The organism is Oceanicaulis sp. LC35, assembly GCF_052055585.1.
Taxonomy (GTDB): domain Bacteria; phylum Pseudomonadota; class Alphaproteobacteria; order Caulobacterales; family Maricaulaceae; genus Oceanicaulis.
Genome location: NZ_CP170485.1, coordinates 365,463 through 383,776, shown reverse-complemented (window position 1 = coordinate 383,776; position 18,314 = coordinate 365,463). Strand labels below are relative to the sequence as shown.

Below are 18,314 nucleotides of genomic sequence, written 5' to 3'. Positions count from 1 at the left end.
CAGCCGCTCAGCTAAGACTGATGGCTCATACGTCACATCCTTGCGAGCCAGGCCCGTGACGCGTATCTGGTCCCGCAGATATCGCAACGTTTCAGGAGGTCGCCATGAAGACCCGCGCCGCCATCGCCTTCGCTCCCAACAAACCGCTGGAAATTCACGAAGTGGACCTGGACGGTCCGCGCGCTGGTGAAGTTCTGGTCGAGATCATGGCCACGGGCGTCTGCCATACCGACGCCTACACGCTGGAAGGCAAGGACAGCGAAGGCCTGTTCCCCTCCATCCTCGGCCATGAAGGTGCGGGCATTGTCCGTGAGGTTGGTGAAGGCGTGACCAGCGTGAAGCCGGGCGACCATGTGATCCCGCTCTACACGCCCGAATGCCGCCAGTGCAAAAGCTGCCTGAGCCAGAAGACCAATCTGTGCACCTCGATCCGCTCCACCCAGGGTCAGGGCCTGATGCCGGACGGCACCTCGCGCTTCAGCCTGAACGGCGAGATGCTGCACCATTATATGGGCTGCTCGACCTTCTCCAACTTCACCGTCATGCCGGAAATCGCGCTGGCGAAAATCCGCGAAGACGCCCCCTTCGACAAGGTTTGCTATATCGGCTGCGGCGTCACCACGGGCGTGGGCGCGGTGATCTTCACCGCCGGCGTGGAGCCGGGCGCGAACGTCGCGGTGTTTGGTCTGGGCGGCATCGGTCTGAACGTGATTCAGGCCGCCCGCATGGTCGGCGCGGACAAGATCATCGGCATCGACATCAACCCCGCCAAACGCGCCCATGCCGAAAAGTTCGGCATGACCGATTTCATCAATCCCAACGAAATCGGCATGGACAAGGTGGTCGAGGCGATCCTCGACATTTCCGGCGGCGGCGCGGATTACAGCTTTGACTGCACCGGCAACACCCATGTGATGCGTCAGGCTCTGGAATGCTGCCATCGCGGCTGGGGCGAAAGCATCATCATCGGCGTGGCCGAAGCCGGTCAGGAAATCTCCACCCGCCCGTTCCAGCTGGTCACAGGCCGGGTCTGGAAAGGCTCGGCGTTCGGCGGCGCGCGCGGCCGCACCGACGTGCCGAAAATCGTCGACTGGTACATGGACGGCAAGATCGATATCGACAGCCTGATCACCCACAAGATGCCGCTCGATGACATCAACACCGCTTTCGACCTGATGCATGCGGGCGAGAGCATCCGATCGGTCGTGGAATTCTAGGGGGCGGGTCTGACCCTCTATATCGACGCTGACGCCTGTCCGGTGAAGGATGAGGCGATCAAGGTGGCCGAACGCCATCGCACCGAGATCAAGCTTGTGTGCGATGGCGGTCTGCGCCGCCCGCAAAGCCAATGGGCCGAGCTGGTGATCGTACCCGAGGGCGCGGACGCCGCAGACAACTGGATCGCCGAACGGATCGGTCCGGGCGATATCTGCATCACCGGCGACATTCCGCTTGCTGACCGCTGCCTGAAGGCGGGCGGCAAGGCGATGGACCATCGCGGGACCGAGTTTGACGCCCATTCCATCGGTTCCAAACTGGCCATGCGCGACCTGATGACGGATTTACGCAGCGCCGGAACCATGGAAGGTGGGGGCGGCAAGCCCTTCGGGCCGCGCGACCGATCAAACTTTCTCAACGGGCTTGAACGCCTGTTTCAGGATATCAAACGAGGACGGTAAGCCTATGGAACTCAAATCCGAGAACCGCAGCTTTGGCGGCCGCCAGCAGGTCTGGAGCCATCAGTCAAAAGAGACCGGCACGGAGATGACGTTCGGGCTCTATCTGCCGCCCGCCGCCGAGGACGGCCCTGTCCCGGTGGTGCTGTATCTGTCGGGTCTGACCTGCACCCATGCCAATGTCACCGACAAGGGCGGCTTCCAGCGCGTCTGCGCCGAGCTGGGTCTCGCCTTCCTCGCGCCCGACACCTCGCCGCGCGGCCTGGATCTACCCGGCGAGCATGACAGCTATGATTTCGGCTCTGGCGCAGGCTTCTATGTGGACGCCACCCAGGCGCCCTGGTCGAAACACTACCGCATGGAAAGCTATGTCACCGGCGAGCTTCTGAAGGTCGCCGCCGAAGCTGCGCCTTGTCTTGACCTTGAGGACATCGCCATCACCGGCCATTCCATGGGCGGTCACGGCGCGCTGACCCTGGGCCTGAAACGCCCCGACCTGTTCAAGGCGATCAGCGCCTTTGCGCCGATCAGCTCGCCCATCCAGTGCCCCTGGGGGCAGAAGGCGCTGGGCGGCTATCTCGGTGATGACCAGAGCGTCTGGCGCAAGTATGACGCCTGCGCCCTGATCGAGGATGGCGCACGCTGTGACGCCGGCATTCTGGTAGATCAGGGGCTGAGCGATCAGTTCCTCACCGACCAGCTCAAGCCAGAACTGCTGGAAGCGACCTGCAAGGCAGCTGGCCAGCCGCTGACGCTTCACCGTCAGGAGGGCTATGACCACAGCTACTTCTTCATCGCCACCTTCATGGAAGACCATTTGCGGTGGCTGAGCGAGCGGCTCTGATCAAACCTCGGGGATAAACTCTGCGAGCTGACCGCCAGTGCGGATCGGCTCGCAGCGCACCGCCAGCCCCGTCGCATCATCGGTCTCCACATAGAGCCCGCACACCGTCGCCTCGCCCGAGGCCGGCACGAAGCGGCCAGACCGCATATGGGTGACGAAGCGGTTGATCGGCTCGTCCTTCACCATGCCAATGACGGAATCATAATCGCCGCACATGCCCGCATCGGTCTGATAGGCCGTGCCCTTGGGCAGGATGCGATGGTCAGCGGTGGGGACGTGCGTGTGCGTGCCCACGACCAGGCTGGCGCGGCCATCACAATAATTGCCCAGCGCCACTTTTTCGCTGGTCGCCTCGCCATGCATGTCCACGATGATGGCGTCCGCCACCGCGCTCAGCGGGCAGGATTCGATCTCGTGATTGACGTAGGCGAACGGGTCTTCCAGCGGCTGCATGTACAGGCGCAGCATCACATTCATCACCAGCACCCGACGCCCGTCCGGCAGGTCATACAGCCCCGCCCCGCGACCCGGCGCGGTGCCCTCGCGATAGTTCACCGGACGCAGAAGCCGCGGCTCGCGCTCGATATGCGACAGGGTTTCAGACTGGTCCCAGGCATGATTGCCGAGCGTCAGGACATCTGCGCCCGCATCATACATCTCGTTCGCGGTTTTTTCGGTGATGCCGAAGCCGCCCGCCGCGTTCTCGGCGTTGACGACGACAAAGTCGAGCTGAAGCTGTTTGCGCAGATCCGGCAGCACATCGCACAAACCATCGCGGCCCGACTTGCCAACCACATCACCGAAAAACGCAATACGCATGAGCTCGCCTTCACTTCTTCAGGCGTGCGGATATAGGCGAAGCGTAGCCATTAGGCCAGCCGGGCGTGTTCACACCCTCAGCCCACGAACGACTTCTCGACCACATACTGGGCCGGGCGGGCGTTGGAGCCTTCTTTCAGGCCTGCCTGCTCACAGCGCTGCTTGCAGGATTCCAGCATCTCCATGGAGCCACAGATCATCACCCGGTCGGTTTCAGGATTGAGCGGAGGAATGCCCAGCTCCTCATAGATGACGCCATCATCCATCAGCTGTGTGATACGGCCCTTGCGCTCGAAGTCTTCACGCGTACAGGACGGGTAATAGACCAGCTTGTCGCCGACGAACTCGCCCACCAGCGGATCCTCGCGCACGGCCTCCACCAGCTCCTTGCCATAGGTCAGCTCGGCGACCTCGCGGCAAGTATGGGTCAGGATCACCTGATCAAAACGCTCATAGGTTTCCGGATCGCGGATCACGGACGCGAAGGGCGCAATGCCGGTGCCGGTGGACAGAAGATAGAGCCGCTTGCCCGGCTCCAGCGCATCAAGCACGAGCGTGCCGACCGACTTCTTGCCCATCAGGATGGTGTCGCCAGGTTGAATGTGTTGCAGCTGGCTGGTCAGCGGCCCGTCGGGCACCTTGATCGAGTAGAAATCAAGCGCCTCATCCCAGCTCGGACTGGCGATGGAATAGGCGCGCAGGAGCGGCTTGCCGTCGACCATCAGGCCGATCATCACGAACTCGCCAGAGCGGAAGCGGAAGCTCTGCGGGCGGGTCACCCGGAATGAAAACAGGCGGTCGGTATAATGCCGGACCGCAATGACTTTCTCTTCCGTAAACGCGCCCATCGCCGTCTCGCTTTCTAAAACTGATAAGTGAGGGCGTTCTAGGCCGGGATCAGAAACTTGCCAATGGCCTGCACTGCGGCGCGCGGTCACGCCCCCAGGCGGGGCGTTCAGTCCCCGAAACCGGGATCACGGACCTTGTCCGACACCGGCAATTGGCCAAAGACCGAGTGCACGCCGGAGACATAGTGAGGCTGGTTGTTATTGACCTGTCCGGGCAGGCTGAAGCCACTGAGATTGACCGTCGAGCCGCCGTCATAGCGCAGCGTTTCGATCGGGCCGAACGCGCTCTCGATCTTGGCGATTTCCTCGGCGCTGGCGTAAACGGCATAGCCGTTAGGGTCAGTCTGTGAGGCAGGATCACAGCCTGCCGCAGCACGGGTATGCTCAGAGCCGCCCGCGCATAAAAGCCCCCGCAAGGCCCCCGCGGTGCGTTCACTGACCTGAACGCCCGTATCCGGCGCCCAGCCCGCCTCTCCCCCTTCAGCGGTCAACACCTGTGTGGGCCCAGCCGGGACCGTGGACGCGGGGGGCGTGAGCGTTGAGGCTTGTGCGGGCGCCGGAGGCTCCGCCTGAGAGTCAGGCTCAACGGGCGCCGGTTCAACCCGGTCCTGCGGAACCAGCTCCGCGATGGGCGGCGTCTCGGTCACCGTCTCCACGACAGGCTCATCGGGCGCTTCGGCCACCACGGGCGTAAACAGGGTCACATTCAGCGTGCGCGGGATCACAGGCGCGGGTCTGGACTGCATCTGCATAAGGGTCAGCGCCGCCACACCCAGTCCCAGATGCAGGACAAGCGCCGCCCCGCCCGACGACCATTTCAGGCCAGCAGGACCGAGGCGCGATGTCAGCGCCTCCATCGGGAGCGCCCATCGTTGAGACAGTGCAAATGCGGTCATGACTTCCGTGAACGCGTTTCACCACACTCAGCCAGCCTGCGCCCTGCCGGTCAATGACATGGCGTCCAGCTTGCGTCTTTGTAATCTCGTCAGGATGCGATTTCGTAGGCGCGTTCCTCGGTCACCACCCAATCAAGACGCACATCATGGCTTTCCGCCGGGACCTTGTTCAGGCGTTGCGCGTCATAGGCCAGCCCGACAATGGTCAGCGGCCCCTGGGCCTTTAGCGCTTCGAGCGTACGGTCATAAAAGCCGCCGCCATAGCCCAGCCGTCGCCCCTTCAGGTCAAAGCCGACCAGCGGAACCAGAACCAGGCTGGGTTTGAGCTCGGGATGGTTCTGCGCCGGCTCCCGCGTGCCGAACGCGCCCGCCTGCAGAGGCTGGTCCAGTGTCCAGCTGCGAAAGACCAGGGGCTGATCCCGGCCCACGACGCAGGGCAGCGCAATCCGCGCCTGCTCCAGTGCGAAGGTTTCCAGAAGAGACAACGGATCGATTTCATCGCCAATGGCGGCGTACCCGGCGACGACCTGCCGGACCTTGGGCCAGAGCTGATCGGGAAAATGCTCCACCAGCTGACGCCCTGCATCCGGGTTCGCCGCATGCGCCGCAGCCCGGGCGGCCCGGGCGTTCCGCCGCGCATTGGTCTTGCGCCAGGCGGTCAGCATGACAATTGGAGGGAATGGGTGGCGGCGCCAATTCCGCCGATGATCGTTTTCCAACCCTGATGACCCGGTAAACCAGGTGGGCGCCGCTTAGATAGGACCACGGTCCAGTCCAGAGGCAGCTCCCTCTCAGAGATGTAAGGTCCTCGGGATGTTAAGACCTGTCGAACGGTCCAGCTACCGCCAGCAGGGAAGATGGGGTCGCAGGGCCCCGCGCTCAAGCGCTTTCTCCATCTGAGGGCTCCGATGACGCAGTCATGGCCCCGGTGGCCGCCTCGATCCCGATCATGGTCTCAAGCTTTTCCGCAGCGCTGATCAGGGCTTCGGCCGCTCGCGCCCGGTCAGCACGACGCCGCGCGTCAGCCTGGGAGACCTTGCCCTTGAGGTCGAGAACCGTGTCTTCCAGTTCATCGACCTTGCCGCGCGCCTCACGCATTTCATCGGTGACGATCAGGGCGGCCATCAGCAACAGACGCACATCCCCGATCTGGCCGACCTTCTCGGCAAGATCGCGCACATGCGTATCGAGATGTCCGGCGAGCTCACGCAGATAGGCCTGCTGGCCGTCTTCGCAGCCAATGGTGAATGCCCGACCGTTGAGGGAGATGGTCACCTTGCTCACGCCGGATCTCCGGCGTCGTCACCCTCTTCAGCCAGCAAGGCCTTCAGATCAGCCATGGCGTCATCAAGCGCCTGCGCCGCCTCTTCGGCTGCGCCCTGGAGATCATCTTCACGCGCGCGGGCCTCATCAAGCGCTGCAGCCAGGCGAGCGCGGTCATTATCCAGCTCGTGCGCCGCTTCCACATCACCCGCCGCCGCGCTCAGACGCAGCTGATAGTCCTCAAGGCGCGCGCCAACGCGCGACACCGCCCGGTCCAGACGGGCGACGGCGTCGGCCAACGGATCGTCGGCGGGAGAAGGTTCAGGCGCGCTCATGCCCTTAAAATCCGCCTTTAACGGCAAAAGTTCAAGCAGTGTGACAGGGCGGGCCTGAAAGAATCGCCCGCGCCGTCGCTCAGCCCAGCTTCAGATGCCCCAGCATGCCCGACAGGCGCGCCCTGACCACCTCACGTGAGGTTTCGCGACGCGCAAAATCCAGACCCGCCTGACGCAGCTCATTCCAGCGGTTCTCATCATCAAGCATGGCGAGGATATGGCGGGCGAGCCCGTCAGAATCATCTGACACCAGCACATCAACACCGGACGTCAAACCCATGCCTTCCGCCCCGACCGAGGTGGTCACGCACGGCGTGCCCAGCGCGAGACTGGCTGCGACCTTGCCCTTCGCCCCGGCGCCATAGCGCAAGGGGGCGACGGAAGCCCGCACCGTGCCGAAGAAATCCTCGATGGACTCAACAAAACCGAGAACCTCTATCCCGTCCCGTCCATTCAGCGACTTGAAGCGGTCCGGCATCTTGCTGCCCGCCAGCACGAACCGTGCATCCGGTTTCTGCGCCCGCACCTTCGGCCAGATCTCGGCAAGCAGCCAGTCCACGGCATCGGCGTTCGGCGGATGACCGAAGCCACCGATAAAGCCTACACCCGCGCGGCCATGAAAGCCCGTGGCCAGGGGCGCAGGATCATGGATCAGCGGCAGCTTGAAAGAGGCTGTCTGCGGGGTTTCCGCCTTGAGAAGGTCAATCTCAACATCCGAATGCGGCAGCACGGCGTCCACCGAGCGGATGATGGCCAGTTCCCGGCGCTTGGTCTCCTCCACCCGCTCCAGCGCAGCCTTGTCCCCGGAGAGCTCGACCTCGCGCTGCTCTCTCAGGAAATGCAGATCCGCCGGCATGAAGGCGATCCTGGCTTGCGGAGCATGCGTGCGTAGGGCGCCCAGCACCCGCTCCGCGGCGGCGAAGCGGTGCACCACCACAAGGTCGAACTCTGAACCGCGTGCGCTGATGAACGGCTCGAACCGCGAATAGAAGGGATGATAGATCGCTTCGATCCCCATCGCCTGCAGGGGGGCGGTGTACGCCTTGGTCCACAAGAAATTGTCGACCGGCACAAAGGTCACCTTGAAACCCAGCCCCTGAAGCGCGCGCATGGTCTCGACCGCCACCAGAGAGCCGGCGTCATGCTGGGGTTCAGGCGTGGTCATGTCGATGAAGAGAACGCGTTTGGTGACCGAGCGCTCTTTCTCGCGCTCGGGTTCCTGGGCGTTCGGACGGTGCGCGGCCAGAACACCCGCCCAGCGCTCGCGTAGCTTCTCCAGATTCTTCACCTGATAGGCTTTCGCGCCCGAGGCCAGATCGGTCCCCGAGCTCACCCCTTCAAAATGGATCAGCATGGAGCGCGGCTGGAAGACGGTACGCAGGCCATCCGCCCGCACCCGGAAGGCCAGATCCGCATCCTCGGCATAGGCCGGGCGGTACAGATCATCAAAACCGCCGAGCTTTTCCCAGAGCGAGCGCGGCAGGGCAATGGACGCGCCGGAGATGTAATCAACATCCCGGGCATAGCTGAATTCAGGACGGCGCGGATGATCGAACCGGCCCAGATTCCAGGCCGAACCGTCCTGCCAGAAAATGCCGCCCGCTTCCTGAAGCCGGCCATCGGGATAGATCAGCTTGGAGCCGACGAGCCCAATCCCGGGGTCCGCATCCAGCGTCTCAACCAGCGTATCCAGCCAGTCAGGCAGAACCAGCGTGTCGTTGTTGAGCATCAGGACAATGCGGCCGCGCGCGTGTTCCGCGGTCAGATTGCAATTGCCGACGAAGCCCTGATTGGTCTCGTGACGCACCCAGCGTACATGAGCCATCGGCACGCTGGCAGCCGCCTGAGTGCCGTCCGTGGACTGGTCGTCCCCCACCAGAATTTCAAAGCTGGCCCTGGGGTTACTGGCGAAGACGCTTTCGATGCAGGCCAGGGTGTAGGAAATCTGGTTATAGGCCGGGATGATGATGGAGACGTCGGGCGCTTCCGCGTCCGGACGCCTGGCGGTGATCTTCGCCAACCGCTCGGCCATCTTGCGCGCCGCCTCATCGCCCACAACGGTTTTGATCGGCGCCTGCCCTTCAGACTGGAACGCCAGTTCATACCGGCTGATCAGCTCAGGGATATAGCTTGCGCCATCCGCGAATTCTTCGGTCAGGACGCCGTTCAGCGTCTTGATCGGATTCTTGACGCCAGAGCCCGGCTTGCCGCCCTCAACCACGCGGGTCGCATCCAGCTGCGCGGCGAGCTCGGCTGCATTGCGGGCCTTCAGGCGCGCACCCAGCTGACCGGTCACGGTCCACCAGGCCGCCTTAAGGCCACGCCGGACCAGATTGCGCACGCCGGGCACGCGCACCAGAACCGCGCGCAGGGGCGTCGTGGCCTTCCAGATCGAGCTCTGCTCAATCGCGCGCAGCCGGTTCACCTCGACACGGAGCGCCTGACGCTCGGCATCCGCCGCGACATAATCCGCCTGGGTCTGACGCAGCTCCGCATCAAGAGAGCTGACATGGCTCTCATAGCCCTGCACGGCGGCTTCGTGGGCGGCCGTACGGTCCTTCAGCTCGGCCTCCGCCTTGCCCGCCCGGGCGGTCGCTTCTGTGTGGGCGCGACGCGCCGTGTCGCGTTCTGCAGAGAGATCTGCTTCCGTGCGCTTCTGGTCTTCGCGGGCGCGATCACGCTCGCGTTCGATCCGCGCCGCCTCCTTGCGTCCTTCCGCACGCACGCGAACGACAGACAGCCGAGCATGGGCGGCGCGGTTCAGAACGTCCTGTTCCAGCGTTTCAAGGTCGCCAGGCGCATCCCCGCGACCAGCCCGTTCATGCTGTTCGGTGACAGCTTCCAGAATGCGCGAGACATCCTTTGAAAACTCCGCCTCCGGCACGGAGCGCGGTTCGGTCAGGAAGGCGTCCACCTTCTTCGCGGCACCCGGTGTGATCTTCAGGCCTTCAAGGCCCAGACCCGACCGGATATCGGCGACCACAGCCCGCCAGTCCTGACGCAGGGCGGAATAGCTGACCACGACGCCGCCTGCATCGCGGTAAGCCTCAAGAGATTTCAGGCAATACCAGGCCCACAGCAAGCCGGCTTCATCGGCGGCGAACCGGTCGCGATGCGCCAGTGATTGCGCCACTTCGGCAGGATCACGATGGATGATGAGCTGGGCGGGTGCATACCCGGCGCGTTCAAGCCCCTGACGCCAGGTCGGCGCATAGAGCGTGCAGCGCGGGTCCTTGACCGCAATAAGCGTGTGATCTGCGCCATAGGCGGCCTTGATCGTATCAGCCGCCGCCTTCACCGACGTGCGCGGCAGAGCCTGCGTCATGTCGCCGTCAGGCAGGAAAGGCGCATCCCAGCTCGCCCCGGCTTTGGAGAGCCAGCCATCATTGAGCGCCACGACGTCGGATGGCTCCCAATAGCCGGACTTGTTATAGGCGTTCGCCGGAACCAGATCCTCGGGCAGATCGGCGCCCAGCAGGTTGAGCACCCGCGTCAGGGCCGAGGTGCCCGAACGGTGCATGCCCAGCACCATGATCGCTATCGCTGTCTTGTCAGTCATCTGTCCCGCCGGCGCCCTGAATCTGTATATCTGTGTAGCCCTTATCCGACCCTCTCCGTCAAGGCGAGACATGCGTGTTGCGTTGCGTCAGGGGGGAAAACTGGTAAACAGCTCTGCACAGCCCACCTCCTTGCATGATCAGGCTTTCCCGCATGTCCACGCCCGCACCAAGGCCCGTTTTCATCATCGGCGCGCCACGCTCGGGCACTTCGGTGATGACCTGGGCGCTGGGACAGCATCCCGACATCCAGCCCATGCCGGAAACGGCCTGGATCGCCGCCGAGGCGGTGGCCGGCCTTCAGAGCTTCCGTCTGGGCTCGGACCGCGGCGAGTTCTCGCATCTGTCCAATGTCCGCTTCCCGTTTGATCGCTTCCTCAAGCACAAGGGCGATGCGGTGAATGCGGTCGTGCATGAGGCGTTCAGCCGCCGACTGACAGACAAGTACGGACCGACAGGACAACCGGGCCCGGACCAGCTCTCCGATCCGGAGTTTCTCCATATCCGGCTTGATCCTGACCATCCCAAGACCCGTTGGGTGGATGGCGCGCCGGTCAACACCTTCTACACTTGGGCTTTGGCGCAGATGTTTCCCCAAGCGCAATTCCTGTTTCATCTGCGCGCGCCCCAGGGCGTGATCGCCTCGCTTGAGAAATTCGAGGTGGCGGGCGGGCAACCGCGTGCGCGCGATGAAGCCCTTCAGATCTGGGCCAACCATGTAAAGGCCGCCTGGAAGACAGAGCTGGCCCTGGGGTCAGAGCGTGTGTTCCGCGTGGAGTTTGACCGTCTGCAATCAGAGCCCGCCCAGCTGATGTCCGAGATTTGCGCCTTCCTGGGCGAGCCCCCGGACGAGGCCTGCACGGCCTTCCTGAACCGACGGCTCAACTCTTCAGGCACCTATGCGGAAGACATTGGGAGCGAGCTCTCCTCGCTGGAGCACTGGCCTGAAGCTCAGGCCCTGTACGAGGCAGTCTGCACCATCCAGCCCGAAAGGGCCGGCGGGGATGGCAAGGCGGTCGCCTATCTTCGTTCCCTGTATAAAAGCCTGTCGGAAAACCGGCCCCTGCTGGGCGACGCCTCATGACAGCTGATCCCACCATCACGGTCATTATTGTCGCGTACAATAGCGGCGACTTCCTGCAGCCCTGCATCGACGCGCTCGCGCAACAGAGCTTTGGCGATTTTGAAGCGGTGATTGTCGACAACGCGTCCACGGACGTCGCCGTCGACGCCCTGTCCTTGCCGGACGAGCGTTTCCGCATCGACCGGCCCGGCGCCAATCTGGGGTTCGCCGGCGCGAACAACCGTATCGCCCGCCAGAGCCGGGCGCGCTGGATCGCGCTGCTCAACCCCGACACCCGTGTGGACGGCGCCTGGCTCGAAGCGCTGATGGACGGGACGAAACGCTGGCCGGACTGTCCGGCTTTCGGGTCGACCCAGATCCGGCTGGACGAGCCTAACATTCTGGATGGAGCGGGTGATGTCTGGTTTGCAGGCGGGGTCGCCTGGCGAGCGCTGGAGGGGCGTCCTCTGAGTGACAATCCGCCAGACGGCGAGAGTTTCGCGCCCTGCGGCGCCGCGGCCTTCTATGACCGCGTGCGTTTTGTCGAGCTTGGGGGCTTTGACGAGCGCTTCTTCTGTTATTGCGAGGATGTGGACTATGGCTTCCGGGTCCGCCTGACCGGTCAGGTCTGCATCCAGCTCGATAGCGCACGCGTCTATCATGCCGGATCGGGCACGACCGGACGACATTCAGAATTCACCCTGTTTCATGGCCATCGCAATCGCATCTGGGTGTTCTTCAAGAACACGCCGCTCTGGCTGCTGCCGGTGCTGGTTCCGGTCCATCTCGCCATCAATCTGTATCTGTACCTGCGCGCCGACACCGAACGTCGCGGCTATCTGGGCAAGGCCTATGCGGCCGCCTGGGCCGGGCTGGGCGAGGTGATGCAGCAAAGACGGGCCCTGAAGCCGCTGCGCACGGGGCCTGTCACAGCGTTGATGCGCGCGATGATCTGGTCACCATTGCTCGTCACACGCCGGGGCGCCAAGCTGACATCGTCGGGTGAGCGCGTTTCGAGCCGCCCCTGAACAACCAGCCCTGAACCGGCCAACAAAGGATCACCCAGAGCGCCGATGAAACGCACCGCCGGGTATACGCTGATTGAGGTTCTGGTCATGCTGGCCGTGACGGCGCTTCTGGCCGCCACGGTGCTGGAGACCGTGCGCGCCTCCACCGCGAACGGCGTCCGGATCGAGCAGGCCGCCAGGAACGCCTCCCAAGACTATGTTACTCTGGCCAGCGTGCGGCGGGCGATCGAGGGCACCCGGCCAGACTATACAAATCGCGAAGACCGCTTCGCCGGGGATTCCCGCGAGTTCAGAGCGATGACGAGCTTCCCCATTACAACCTCCCGACCGGGGTTGCGGCCCTACACGCTGCGCCTGGTCAACGGCACGGACGGTGTGCGGCTCATCTATGAAGAGCCCGGCGCGGAGTTCGAGGTGCAGTACTGGCCCGGCGCAGAAGGCCACTGGTCCTATTTCGGCGAGGAAACCGTGTCCCGCCCAGGCTTCATGCCCCGTCCAGGCGAGACTGATGCCCGCATTTGGACGAGCCAATGGCCTGCGCCGCAGCCGCTCGGCGCCCGGGTGCAGACACGTTACTATCAGGCCCTGCCCCTGGCCGTGCGCGCCGAGATCACCCTGGCTGACGGACGCCGGGATGTGATGGTCCTGCACCTGCCGATCACCGCGCCGCCGCCTCTACGGCTCGAGGATGTACTGGGAAGCCTGCCGCAATGACGACCCGTCCCGGATACGCCCTGCCCATGACCCTGGCCGCCATCGTGGTGATCTCGATCGTTGCCGCGATCGCCGCCGAGCAGGTCCAGAGCTCCACCCGCACCATCAGCGCACTCGCCGATCAGATGCGTGCCCGAGCCGGAATCGTCGCGGCGGAGCAAACCCTGATCTACGAGCTTCTGACCGAGCCGATGACCCAACAGGGCGTGGCGGTGGGGATGCAGTCCGACAGTCTGAACATGTTTCTGGGCAACAATCCCGACACACCGACCGAATCCATCATTTACGCCAACGGGAACGCCTATCGGTACGGCCGGACAAACCCGGTCATCACCCGGATCTTTGACGATCAGTCCTTTTTCAACGCGACCAGCAGTGACCCGGGCTATCTATCGGACGTTCTCAGTGCTTATGGCGTGCCCCGCACCCAGCACGCCCGGATGACCGCCGCGCTGCGCGACTATCAGGATGAAGATGACCTGCGCACGCTTGGTGGTGCGGAAGCGTCTGACTATGACCTGACCGGCCTGCCGTCCAACGAGCCCCTGCGCGATGCGCTCGAACTGTGCTCGGTGATGTACTGGTCCGAGACCGCCCTGTGTGAAGATCCGGGTCGGCTCTTGCTGACCTTCCGCAACCGGGCGGCGGATCGTCTGAGCCCCGCACTGGCCTCTGAGGCCATGTTGAGCGTGCTGATGCCGGGTGCGGACCGCTCGACCCTCGCCGAAACCTTCCGGCTCTATCGCAATCGCCAACTCTCCACTTTCAGCCAGATCAATCACGATGAGCTCGACCAGGTTCGGGACCCGTTGAGCATCATCACCATGCCCGGACCGCACCTGACTCTGGTCACGCACACACCGGATGCGCGGGTCATTCAGCGCACGGTTATCGAGCTTACGCCCAACAGCCTCAACTCACCCTTTGTGGTTCACAGCAAGTACGCTATTGGGGGGGCCTATTCGCAAAACATCTTGCGTATCGAGAGTATTGACGATGTCGCGCCGCTTCCCCAAACGCCCGCAATCGCAGCTGAGCGCTAGCACCGGCGTCACGCGTCAGGGCTCTGCGCTCGAGCGTCTTGTGCTGGGCGAACGGCTGGTGATCAGCCGCGCACTCTGTCACTTCGAGACCATGCCTCACCTGCCTGGCGGCGGTCAGAGCCTGAAGCGATATGAAGCCGCCCGGTTGAGCGCGAAGGCGCGCACGCCAATCGCCAATCCCGGCTTTCATTTCGACTGGGGTGATGAGCGGATCGGCATCTGGAGCTGGCCGAGCGACCTGACCGAGGGACTGGCTGATTTCGAAGGCGAGATCCTGCCCGAAACCGTATTGCACCCGCCCCTTCCCTCTGGCGCACGGCTCGTAAAAGCCATCGACGGGTTCGAAGGTCAGGTCTGGCGCGACAGCGAGCTTGTCGCCAGCCGCTGGTGGCCCCGGGAGCCCGGCCTGTCGGACTGGACCGGTTTTCTGCGCGCCACCCGCATGGCCGAACTGACAGGCGTCGTGCCCGAACCGGTTACGCCGATCCTGACGGCGCGCCCCGCAAACGCTCAGCCCTATATCGCCTGGATCGACCGGCTCAAGCGAATCAACGCCCGGGACATCACCGCACTCGCGCTCGTCCTGCTGGCGGTCCCGGCGCTCTATCTTGCCGGTGAGTGGGTCCAGCTGAGCCGCACAGAGGCGTCTCTGTCCTCCGAGCTTGAAGCCCTGTCTCTGGAAACGGCCGAAATCAGCGCCGCCCGGCAGGACGCCCAGCGCGCCTCCAACGAGCTGGCGACCTATGCCTCCGCGCTCAACCGCCGCCATCCCGCCGCGATGCTGGCCAGCGTCAGCGAGGAGCTGGCGCGGTTCTCGATCCGGCTTGATGCTTTTGACCAGACCGAAGACCGGCTGGTCCTGACCCTTCACGCCAGCGATGACTTCGCGCCTGAAGCCCTGGTGCTCGCCATGGAAAGCAATCCCCTGATGAATTCGGTCAGCCTTGAACCGGGCCGGGGATCAGGCGAATGGCTGCTCTCCGCCCAACTGGAGGCTGGCCAATGATCGCTCCCGAACAAAGGGCCCGTTGGGTCGCCCAACTTCAGGAACAGGCCACGCCCCGCGCCCTTATCGGACTCGGCGTCCTGATTGTGATCGTGGTGTTCTGGGCGCTGGGCGAAATGAGCGCCTCGGTGACGAGCCTGCGCCAGAATGTCGAAGAGCTTGAACGCGCGCGCCGTCTGGAGTTGAGCCTGCTCAATGATCAGGGCTGGCTGGATCAGGCTGGCGACCTGCAGACCCGGCTTGATCAGAGCCAAAGCGTCTTCTGGGAAGGCGCGACCAACGGCATTGTCGCCGCCCAGCTTCAGGGTGCGGTCGAGCGCGCGGCGCGCAATGCGAATCTGACCCGCGTGCGCGTAAATGTGACGCCGACCCCGGAGCCGCTGGGCGCACAGGCCAGCCTGTTCGAAATCTCCATGACCGCCCGCGACACCGATGGCCAGTTCCTCGCCCTGTTTCAGGAATTGAGCCGGACCGAACGTCAGCTTGTCATCACGCGCTTTAACTGGCGGCGCAGCAATGGCGCGCTGGACATCCGGCTACAGGCGCCGGCCCGCGTCAGCGAACAGGAGACGGCGTCATGACGTCACGCCTGCGCCTTATGCTCGCCGCCGCCGCCGCTCTCATCGCCCTGCTCGCGGGCTGGATGAGCGGTATCGCCTCTGATGATGCGCCGCCTGCCGGGCGTCGTAACGGGCTCGTCACCCCGCAACTGGCGGCCTCTGACGATATCGACCGATATGTGCGCGCCGTCTTTGATTCCAACCTGTTCCCTGAGGTCGAGCTTCGCTCTGACACGCAGGCGGAGCCGTCCCCGGACGGGCCCCAGACCGTTGAGGAGCTGGAGCAATCCTTGCGTGATCCATCCCTCTCCGCGTTCGTGAAACGGGGAGACGCATGGCGCATCATTCTTTATGGTGTCGGCGAGGGGGCGCAGTTGCGCGAGGTCGGGGATCAGCTGTCGGACGGCTGGGTTATCCAGAACATTGATTCCACCTCGGTCCTTCTGGTCAAGGGCGAGCAATCTCGTCGTATTGAAGTTTTCATGGCGGAGCCTGATACACAATGAACGCTCTTCGTTTGTCACTGGTTTGCGCGACTGCGCTGTTCACCGTGAGCTGTGCGACGCAATCGGAAACGGGACAGCTGGAATGGCTCGCCCTGCCCGACACCCTGACCACGTCCGAGCCGGAAGCGTCTGATACGCTTGAGGGCGGCCCCGATCAGGCGCAGCCCGATACGGCTCTGCAAGGCCCGATCGTGACCCGCAATACGGTCCCGTCACTGCGCAATCCGCGCACCGGCGCCGGGTATGACGCTGGCGACGCGCCCCAGCTGCCTGACACGACGATCAACGTCACCCTGCCGCCGCAACCGCTGCCCGCTTTCATCAACACGGTCTTCGGCGACATTCTCGAACAGCCTTTCAGCATGGGTCCGAATGTGGGCCAGCGCCAGGAAGTCATCTCCCTGCGCAGCGTCAACGACATGCCGGCGGACACCTTCCTGACCCTGGTCGAGCAGGCGCTGCAGGATTACGGGCTGGGCGTCACCTATAATGAAGGCCTGTTCCGCATTATCGAGCTGGCGGAGCTGCGCGCCCAGATGCCGCGATTCATTCGCGCCCGCGCCCATTCAAACGTGCCGTCAGATCTGCGTCCGGTGGTCCAGTTCGTCGAGCTTCAGGCTATCGACGCTGCTGACATGGAACAGATCCTGCGGCAGGCCTTCCCGGATCGGGATGTGCTCAACATCACCGCCAACCGCAATCTGAACACGGTGACCCTCAGCGGTCTGGCGCCCGATGTGAACGCCGCCATGTCAATCATCCAGCAAATGGACGAGTTGCGCTTTGCCGGCACTCAGGTCGTCACCGTCAGCCTGCGAAACTGGGAAGCGCTGGAGCTGGCGACCTCGATGGGCCAGATTCTGACGCTGGAAGGTTACATTGTCGGGGTGGGCGTGAACGCGCCGCGCTCCCTGACGCTGTTGCCGCTGAACTTCACCAACCAGATCATGATCTTCTCCTCCTCGCGCCAGCTTGCCGACCACGCTCTGGCGCTGGCGGTCCGTCTGGATCGCGAGGCGTTCAACGCCGAAGTTCGCACCGCCCACGTCTATCAGGCCCAGAACACCGAAGCCTCGGCGCTTGCGAGCATTGTGGCCGGGGTCATGGGCGTTGCGTCCACGGGCGGCGCTGCGGCGCGTCCTGAATCCAGCAGCAACGACAACGCCGACTCCGAGCGCGGCGGCGGCTTCACCCAGTCCTACGAGAACATCACGGTGGATGAGCAGGGCAACCGGGTCATCTTCTTCGGCACCCAGGCGGAGTACGACCAGTTTGTGAATCTCGCTCGCCAGCTCGACACCCCGGTACCCGAAGTGATGATCGAGGTGACGATCGCCGAAGTCACGCTGACCGATGACTCTTCTTACGGGCTGGATCTTATCTTTGATTCCGACATCGCCCCGCGGTTCCGCGCCGACCTGTCCAGCAGTGGCGGGTTTTCCGGGACCGTTGAAACCGGGCAGGTCACGCTGACAGGCTCGGCTGACGCCAGCAATAATCAGGTCAATGTGCTCTCGACACCCCGCATCGTCGCCCGCTCGGGTACGGAAGCGACGGTGCAGGTGGGTAATGATGTTCCGATCATTACCACCCAACGCGCGGCGAACTCGCAATCAAGCGGCTCCACGGATGTCCTGCAAACCGTCCAGTATCGCAGCACCGGCGTTCTTCTGAGCGTGACACCGCGCGTCTATAGCGGCAACCGGATCGATCTTGAGATTTCTCAGGAGACGAGCGCCGCGGAAGCCAATAACAATTCCTCGATCTCGAGCCCGCTGATCTCCACCCGGGCCATGAACTCCCAGCTTTCCCTGCAAGACGGTCAAACCGCCGTTCTGGGCGGCCTGATCGAGAACCGCTTCACCCGGGGCAATAACGGCATTCCGCTGCTCAAGGATGTGCCGCTCATTGGCGCCCCCTTCCGCAGCGAAACCCTGACCGCCACGCGCACCATGCTCGTGGTGCTGGTGACCCCCTTCGTGCTGGACACCCGCAGTGATCGTCAGCAGGTCGTGGACACCCTCGTCCGGGCGCTGAACACCGGCTACCAGAACCAGACCCGGATGAACGGCACCCTGCTGCCGCCCAGTGAGCCCTTCCAGATCCGCGCCGCCGGCGGTGCGGAGGCCGGGCAAACGGACACGGACCCGCGCTAG

18 protein-coding genes and 1 other RNA gene are annotated in these 18,314 nt (G+C 63.8%); 11 read left to right on the top strand and 8 right to left on the bottom strand.

The genetic code is table 11. The features are described from left to right. Positions 1-104: 104 nt before the first annotated feature. Genes ACFELO_RS01800 through fghA form a run of 3 tightly spaced genes read left to right on the top strand, consistent with a single transcriptional unit; the run spans position 105 to position 2,520 of the window. Positions 105-1,217: an S-(hydroxymethyl)glutathione dehydrogenase/class III alcohol dehydrogenase gene (locus ACFELO_RS01800; RefSeq protein ID WP_440958866.1), complete on the top strand. Its 1,113-nt coding sequence runs from the start codon at positions 105-107 to the stop codon at positions 1,215-1,217. A 9-nt stretch (positions 1,218-1,226) separates the two neighbouring features. Beyond that, entirely contained in the window at positions 1,227-1,679 is a 453-nt protein-coding gene (locus ACFELO_RS01795; protein WP_440959881.1) for a YaiI/YqxD family protein, read from the top strand. Between the two features lie 4 nt (positions 1,680-1,683). Then, positions 1,684-2,520: an S-formylglutathione hydrolase gene (fghA, locus tag ACFELO_RS01790; RefSeq protein ID WP_440958865.1), complete on the top strand. Its 837-nt coding sequence runs from the start codon at positions 1,684-1,686 to the stop codon at positions 2,518-2,520. On the opposite strand, the gene ACFELO_RS01785 is transcribed toward fghA, so the two are convergent. The 8 genes from ACFELO_RS01785 to ACFELO_RS01750 all read right to left on the bottom strand — a co-directional run bounded on the left by ACFELO_RS01785 (position 2,521) and on the right by ACFELO_RS01750 (position 10,240). Then, the gene (locus ACFELO_RS01785) at positions 2,521-3,339 is read right to left on the bottom strand and encodes a TIGR00282 family metallophosphoesterase (RefSeq protein WP_440958864.1); all 819 of its coding nucleotides are present in this window, start codon (positions 3,337-3,339) and stop codon (positions 2,521-2,523) included. A gap of 77 nt (positions 3,340-3,416) precedes the next feature. After that, positions 3,417-4,187: a ferredoxin--NADP reductase gene (locus tag ACFELO_RS01780; protein ID WP_440958863.1), complete on the bottom strand. Its 771-nt coding sequence runs from the start codon at positions 4,185-4,187 to the stop codon at positions 3,417-3,419. A gap of 107 nt (positions 4,188-4,294) precedes the next feature. Next, complete coding sequence (locus ACFELO_RS01775; protein WP_440958862.1) at positions 4,295-5,083, bottom strand: hypothetical protein; 789 nt, start codon at positions 5,081-5,083, stop codon at positions 4,295-4,297. 89 nt (positions 5,084-5,172) lie between these two features. Next, a complete protein-coding gene (locus tag ACFELO_RS01770) occupies positions 5,173-5,748 on the bottom strand; it encodes a 5-formyltetrahydrofolate cyclo-ligase (protein WP_440958861.1) in 576 nt (191 codons plus the stop codon). 20 nt (positions 5,749-5,768) lie between these two features. Further along, a non-coding RNA gene (ssrS, locus tag ACFELO_RS01765) (6S RNA) lies at positions 5,769-5,928 on the bottom strand. Between the two features lie 34 nt (positions 5,929-5,962). After that, a complete protein-coding gene (locus tag ACFELO_RS01760; RefSeq protein ID WP_440958860.1) occupies positions 5,963-6,367 on the bottom strand; it encodes a cell division protein ZapA in 405 nt (134 codons plus the stop codon). Then, complete coding sequence (locus ACFELO_RS01755; protein WP_440958859.1) at positions 6,364-6,681, bottom strand: DUF4164 family protein; 318 nt, start codon at positions 6,679-6,681, stop codon at positions 6,364-6,366. The genes ACFELO_RS01760 and ACFELO_RS01755 overlap by 4 nt, the downstream gene beginning before the upstream one ends. Before the next feature lie 79 nt (positions 6,682-6,760). Beyond that, a complete protein-coding gene (locus tag ACFELO_RS01750; protein WP_440958858.1) occupies positions 6,761-10,240 on the bottom strand; it encodes a glycosyltransferase in 3,480 nt (1,159 codons plus the stop codon). A gap of 152 nt (positions 10,241-10,392) precedes the next feature. On the opposite strand from ACFELO_RS01750, the gene ACFELO_RS01745 reads away from it, so the two are divergent. From ACFELO_RS01745 to ACFELO_RS01710, 8 genes are read left to right on the top strand one after another with little or no spacing between them, the layout of a single operon-like run. Next, entirely contained in the window at positions 10,393-11,322 is a 930-nt protein-coding gene (locus ACFELO_RS01745; protein ID WP_440958857.1) for a sulfotransferase family protein, read from the top strand. Further along, on the top strand, positions 11,319-12,329 hold the full coding sequence (locus tag ACFELO_RS01740; RefSeq protein WP_440958856.1) for a glycosyltransferase family 2 protein: 1,011 nt from the start codon (positions 11,319-11,321) through the stop codon (positions 12,327-12,329). The genes ACFELO_RS01745 and ACFELO_RS01740 overlap by 4 nt, the downstream gene beginning before the upstream one ends. Before the next feature lie 45 nt (positions 12,330-12,374). Beyond that, on the top strand, positions 12,375-13,043 hold the full coding sequence (locus ACFELO_RS01735) for a type II secretion system protein (protein WP_440958855.1): 669 nt from the start codon (positions 12,375-12,377) through the stop codon (positions 13,041-13,043). Then, complete coding sequence (locus ACFELO_RS01730; RefSeq protein WP_440958854.1) at positions 13,040-14,086, top strand: hypothetical protein; 1,047 nt, start codon at positions 13,040-13,042, stop codon at positions 14,084-14,086. Before ACFELO_RS01735 ends, ACFELO_RS01730 begins: the two co-directional genes overlap by 4 nt. Further along, on the top strand, positions 14,040-15,092 hold the full coding sequence (locus ACFELO_RS01725) for a hypothetical protein (RefSeq protein WP_440958853.1): 1,053 nt from the start codon (positions 14,040-14,042) through the stop codon (positions 15,090-15,092). The genes ACFELO_RS01730 and ACFELO_RS01725 overlap by 47 nt, the downstream gene beginning before the upstream one ends. Continuing rightward, positions 15,089-15,673 (top strand): hypothetical protein, encoded by a 585-nt coding sequence (locus tag ACFELO_RS01720; protein WP_440958852.1) that lies wholly within the window; start codon positions 15,089-15,091, stop codon positions 15,671-15,673. The genes ACFELO_RS01725 and ACFELO_RS01720 overlap by 4 nt, the downstream gene beginning before the upstream one ends. Further along, a complete protein-coding gene (locus ACFELO_RS01715) occupies positions 15,670-16,158 on the top strand; it encodes a hypothetical protein (protein WP_440958851.1) in 489 nt (162 codons plus the stop codon). The genes ACFELO_RS01720 and ACFELO_RS01715 overlap by 4 nt, the downstream gene beginning before the upstream one ends. Continuing rightward, entirely contained in the window at positions 16,155-18,314 is a 2,160-nt protein-coding gene (locus ACFELO_RS01710; protein ID WP_440958850.1) for a secretin N-terminal domain-containing protein, read from the top strand. Before ACFELO_RS01715 ends, ACFELO_RS01710 begins: the two co-directional genes overlap by 4 nt.

Excerpts from the sequence above, each read along its gene's own strand:
- ACFELO_RS01800 (WP_440958866.1), top strand. The coding sequence starts at position 105 with ATGAAGACCCGCGCCGCCATCGCCTTCGCTCCCAACAAACCGCTGGAA.
- fghA (WP_440958865.1), top strand. The coding sequence starts at position 1,684 with ATGGAACTCAAATCCGAGAACCGCAGCTTTGGCGGCCGCCAGCAGGTC.
- ACFELO_RS01785 (WP_440958864.1), bottom strand. The coding sequence starts at position 3,339 with ATGCGTATTGCGTTTTTCGGTGATGTGGTTGGCAAGTCGGGCCGCGAT.
- ACFELO_RS01780 (WP_440958863.1), bottom strand. The coding sequence starts at position 4,187 with ATGGGCGCGTTTACGGAAGAGAAAGTCATTGCGGTCCGGCATTATACC.
- ACFELO_RS01775 (WP_440958862.1), bottom strand. The coding sequence starts at position 5,083 with ATGACCGCATTTGCACTGTCTCAACGATGGGCGCTCCCGATGGAGGCG.
- ACFELO_RS01770 (WP_440958861.1), bottom strand. The coding sequence starts at position 5,748 with ATGCTGACCGCCTGGCGCAAGACCAATGCGCGGCGGAACGCCCGGGCC.
- ACFELO_RS01755 (WP_440958859.1), bottom strand. The coding sequence starts at position 6,681 with ATGAGCGCGCCTGAACCTTCTCCCGCCGACGATCCGTTGGCCGACGCC.
- ACFELO_RS01750 (WP_440958858.1), bottom strand. The coding sequence starts at position 10,240 with ATGACTGACAAGACAGCGATAGCGATCATGGTGCTGGGCATGCACCGT.
- ACFELO_RS01745 (WP_440958857.1), top strand. The coding sequence starts at position 10,393 with ATGTCCACGCCCGCACCAAGGCCCGTTTTCATCATCGGCGCGCCACGC.
- ACFELO_RS01740 (WP_440958856.1), top strand. The coding sequence starts at position 11,319 with ATGACAGCTGATCCCACCATCACGGTCATTATTGTCGCGTACAATAGC.
- ACFELO_RS01735 (WP_440958855.1), top strand. The coding sequence starts at position 12,375 with ATGAAACGCACCGCCGGGTATACGCTGATTGAGGTTCTGGTCATGCTG.
- ACFELO_RS01730 (WP_440958854.1), top strand. The coding sequence starts at position 13,040 with ATGACGACCCGTCCCGGATACGCCCTGCCCATGACCCTGGCCGCCATC.
- ACFELO_RS01725 (WP_440958853.1), top strand. The coding sequence starts at position 14,040 with ATGTCGCGCCGCTTCCCCAAACGCCCGCAATCGCAGCTGAGCGCTAGC.
- ACFELO_RS01720 (WP_440958852.1), top strand. The coding sequence starts at position 15,089 with ATGATCGCTCCCGAACAAAGGGCCCGTTGGGTCGCCCAACTTCAGGAA.
- ACFELO_RS01715 (WP_440958851.1), top strand. The coding sequence starts at position 15,670 with ATGACGTCACGCCTGCGCCTTATGCTCGCCGCCGCCGCCGCTCTCATC.
- ACFELO_RS01710 (WP_440958850.1), top strand. The coding sequence starts at position 16,155 with ATGAACGCTCTTCGTTTGTCACTGGTTTGCGCGACTGCGCTGTTCACC.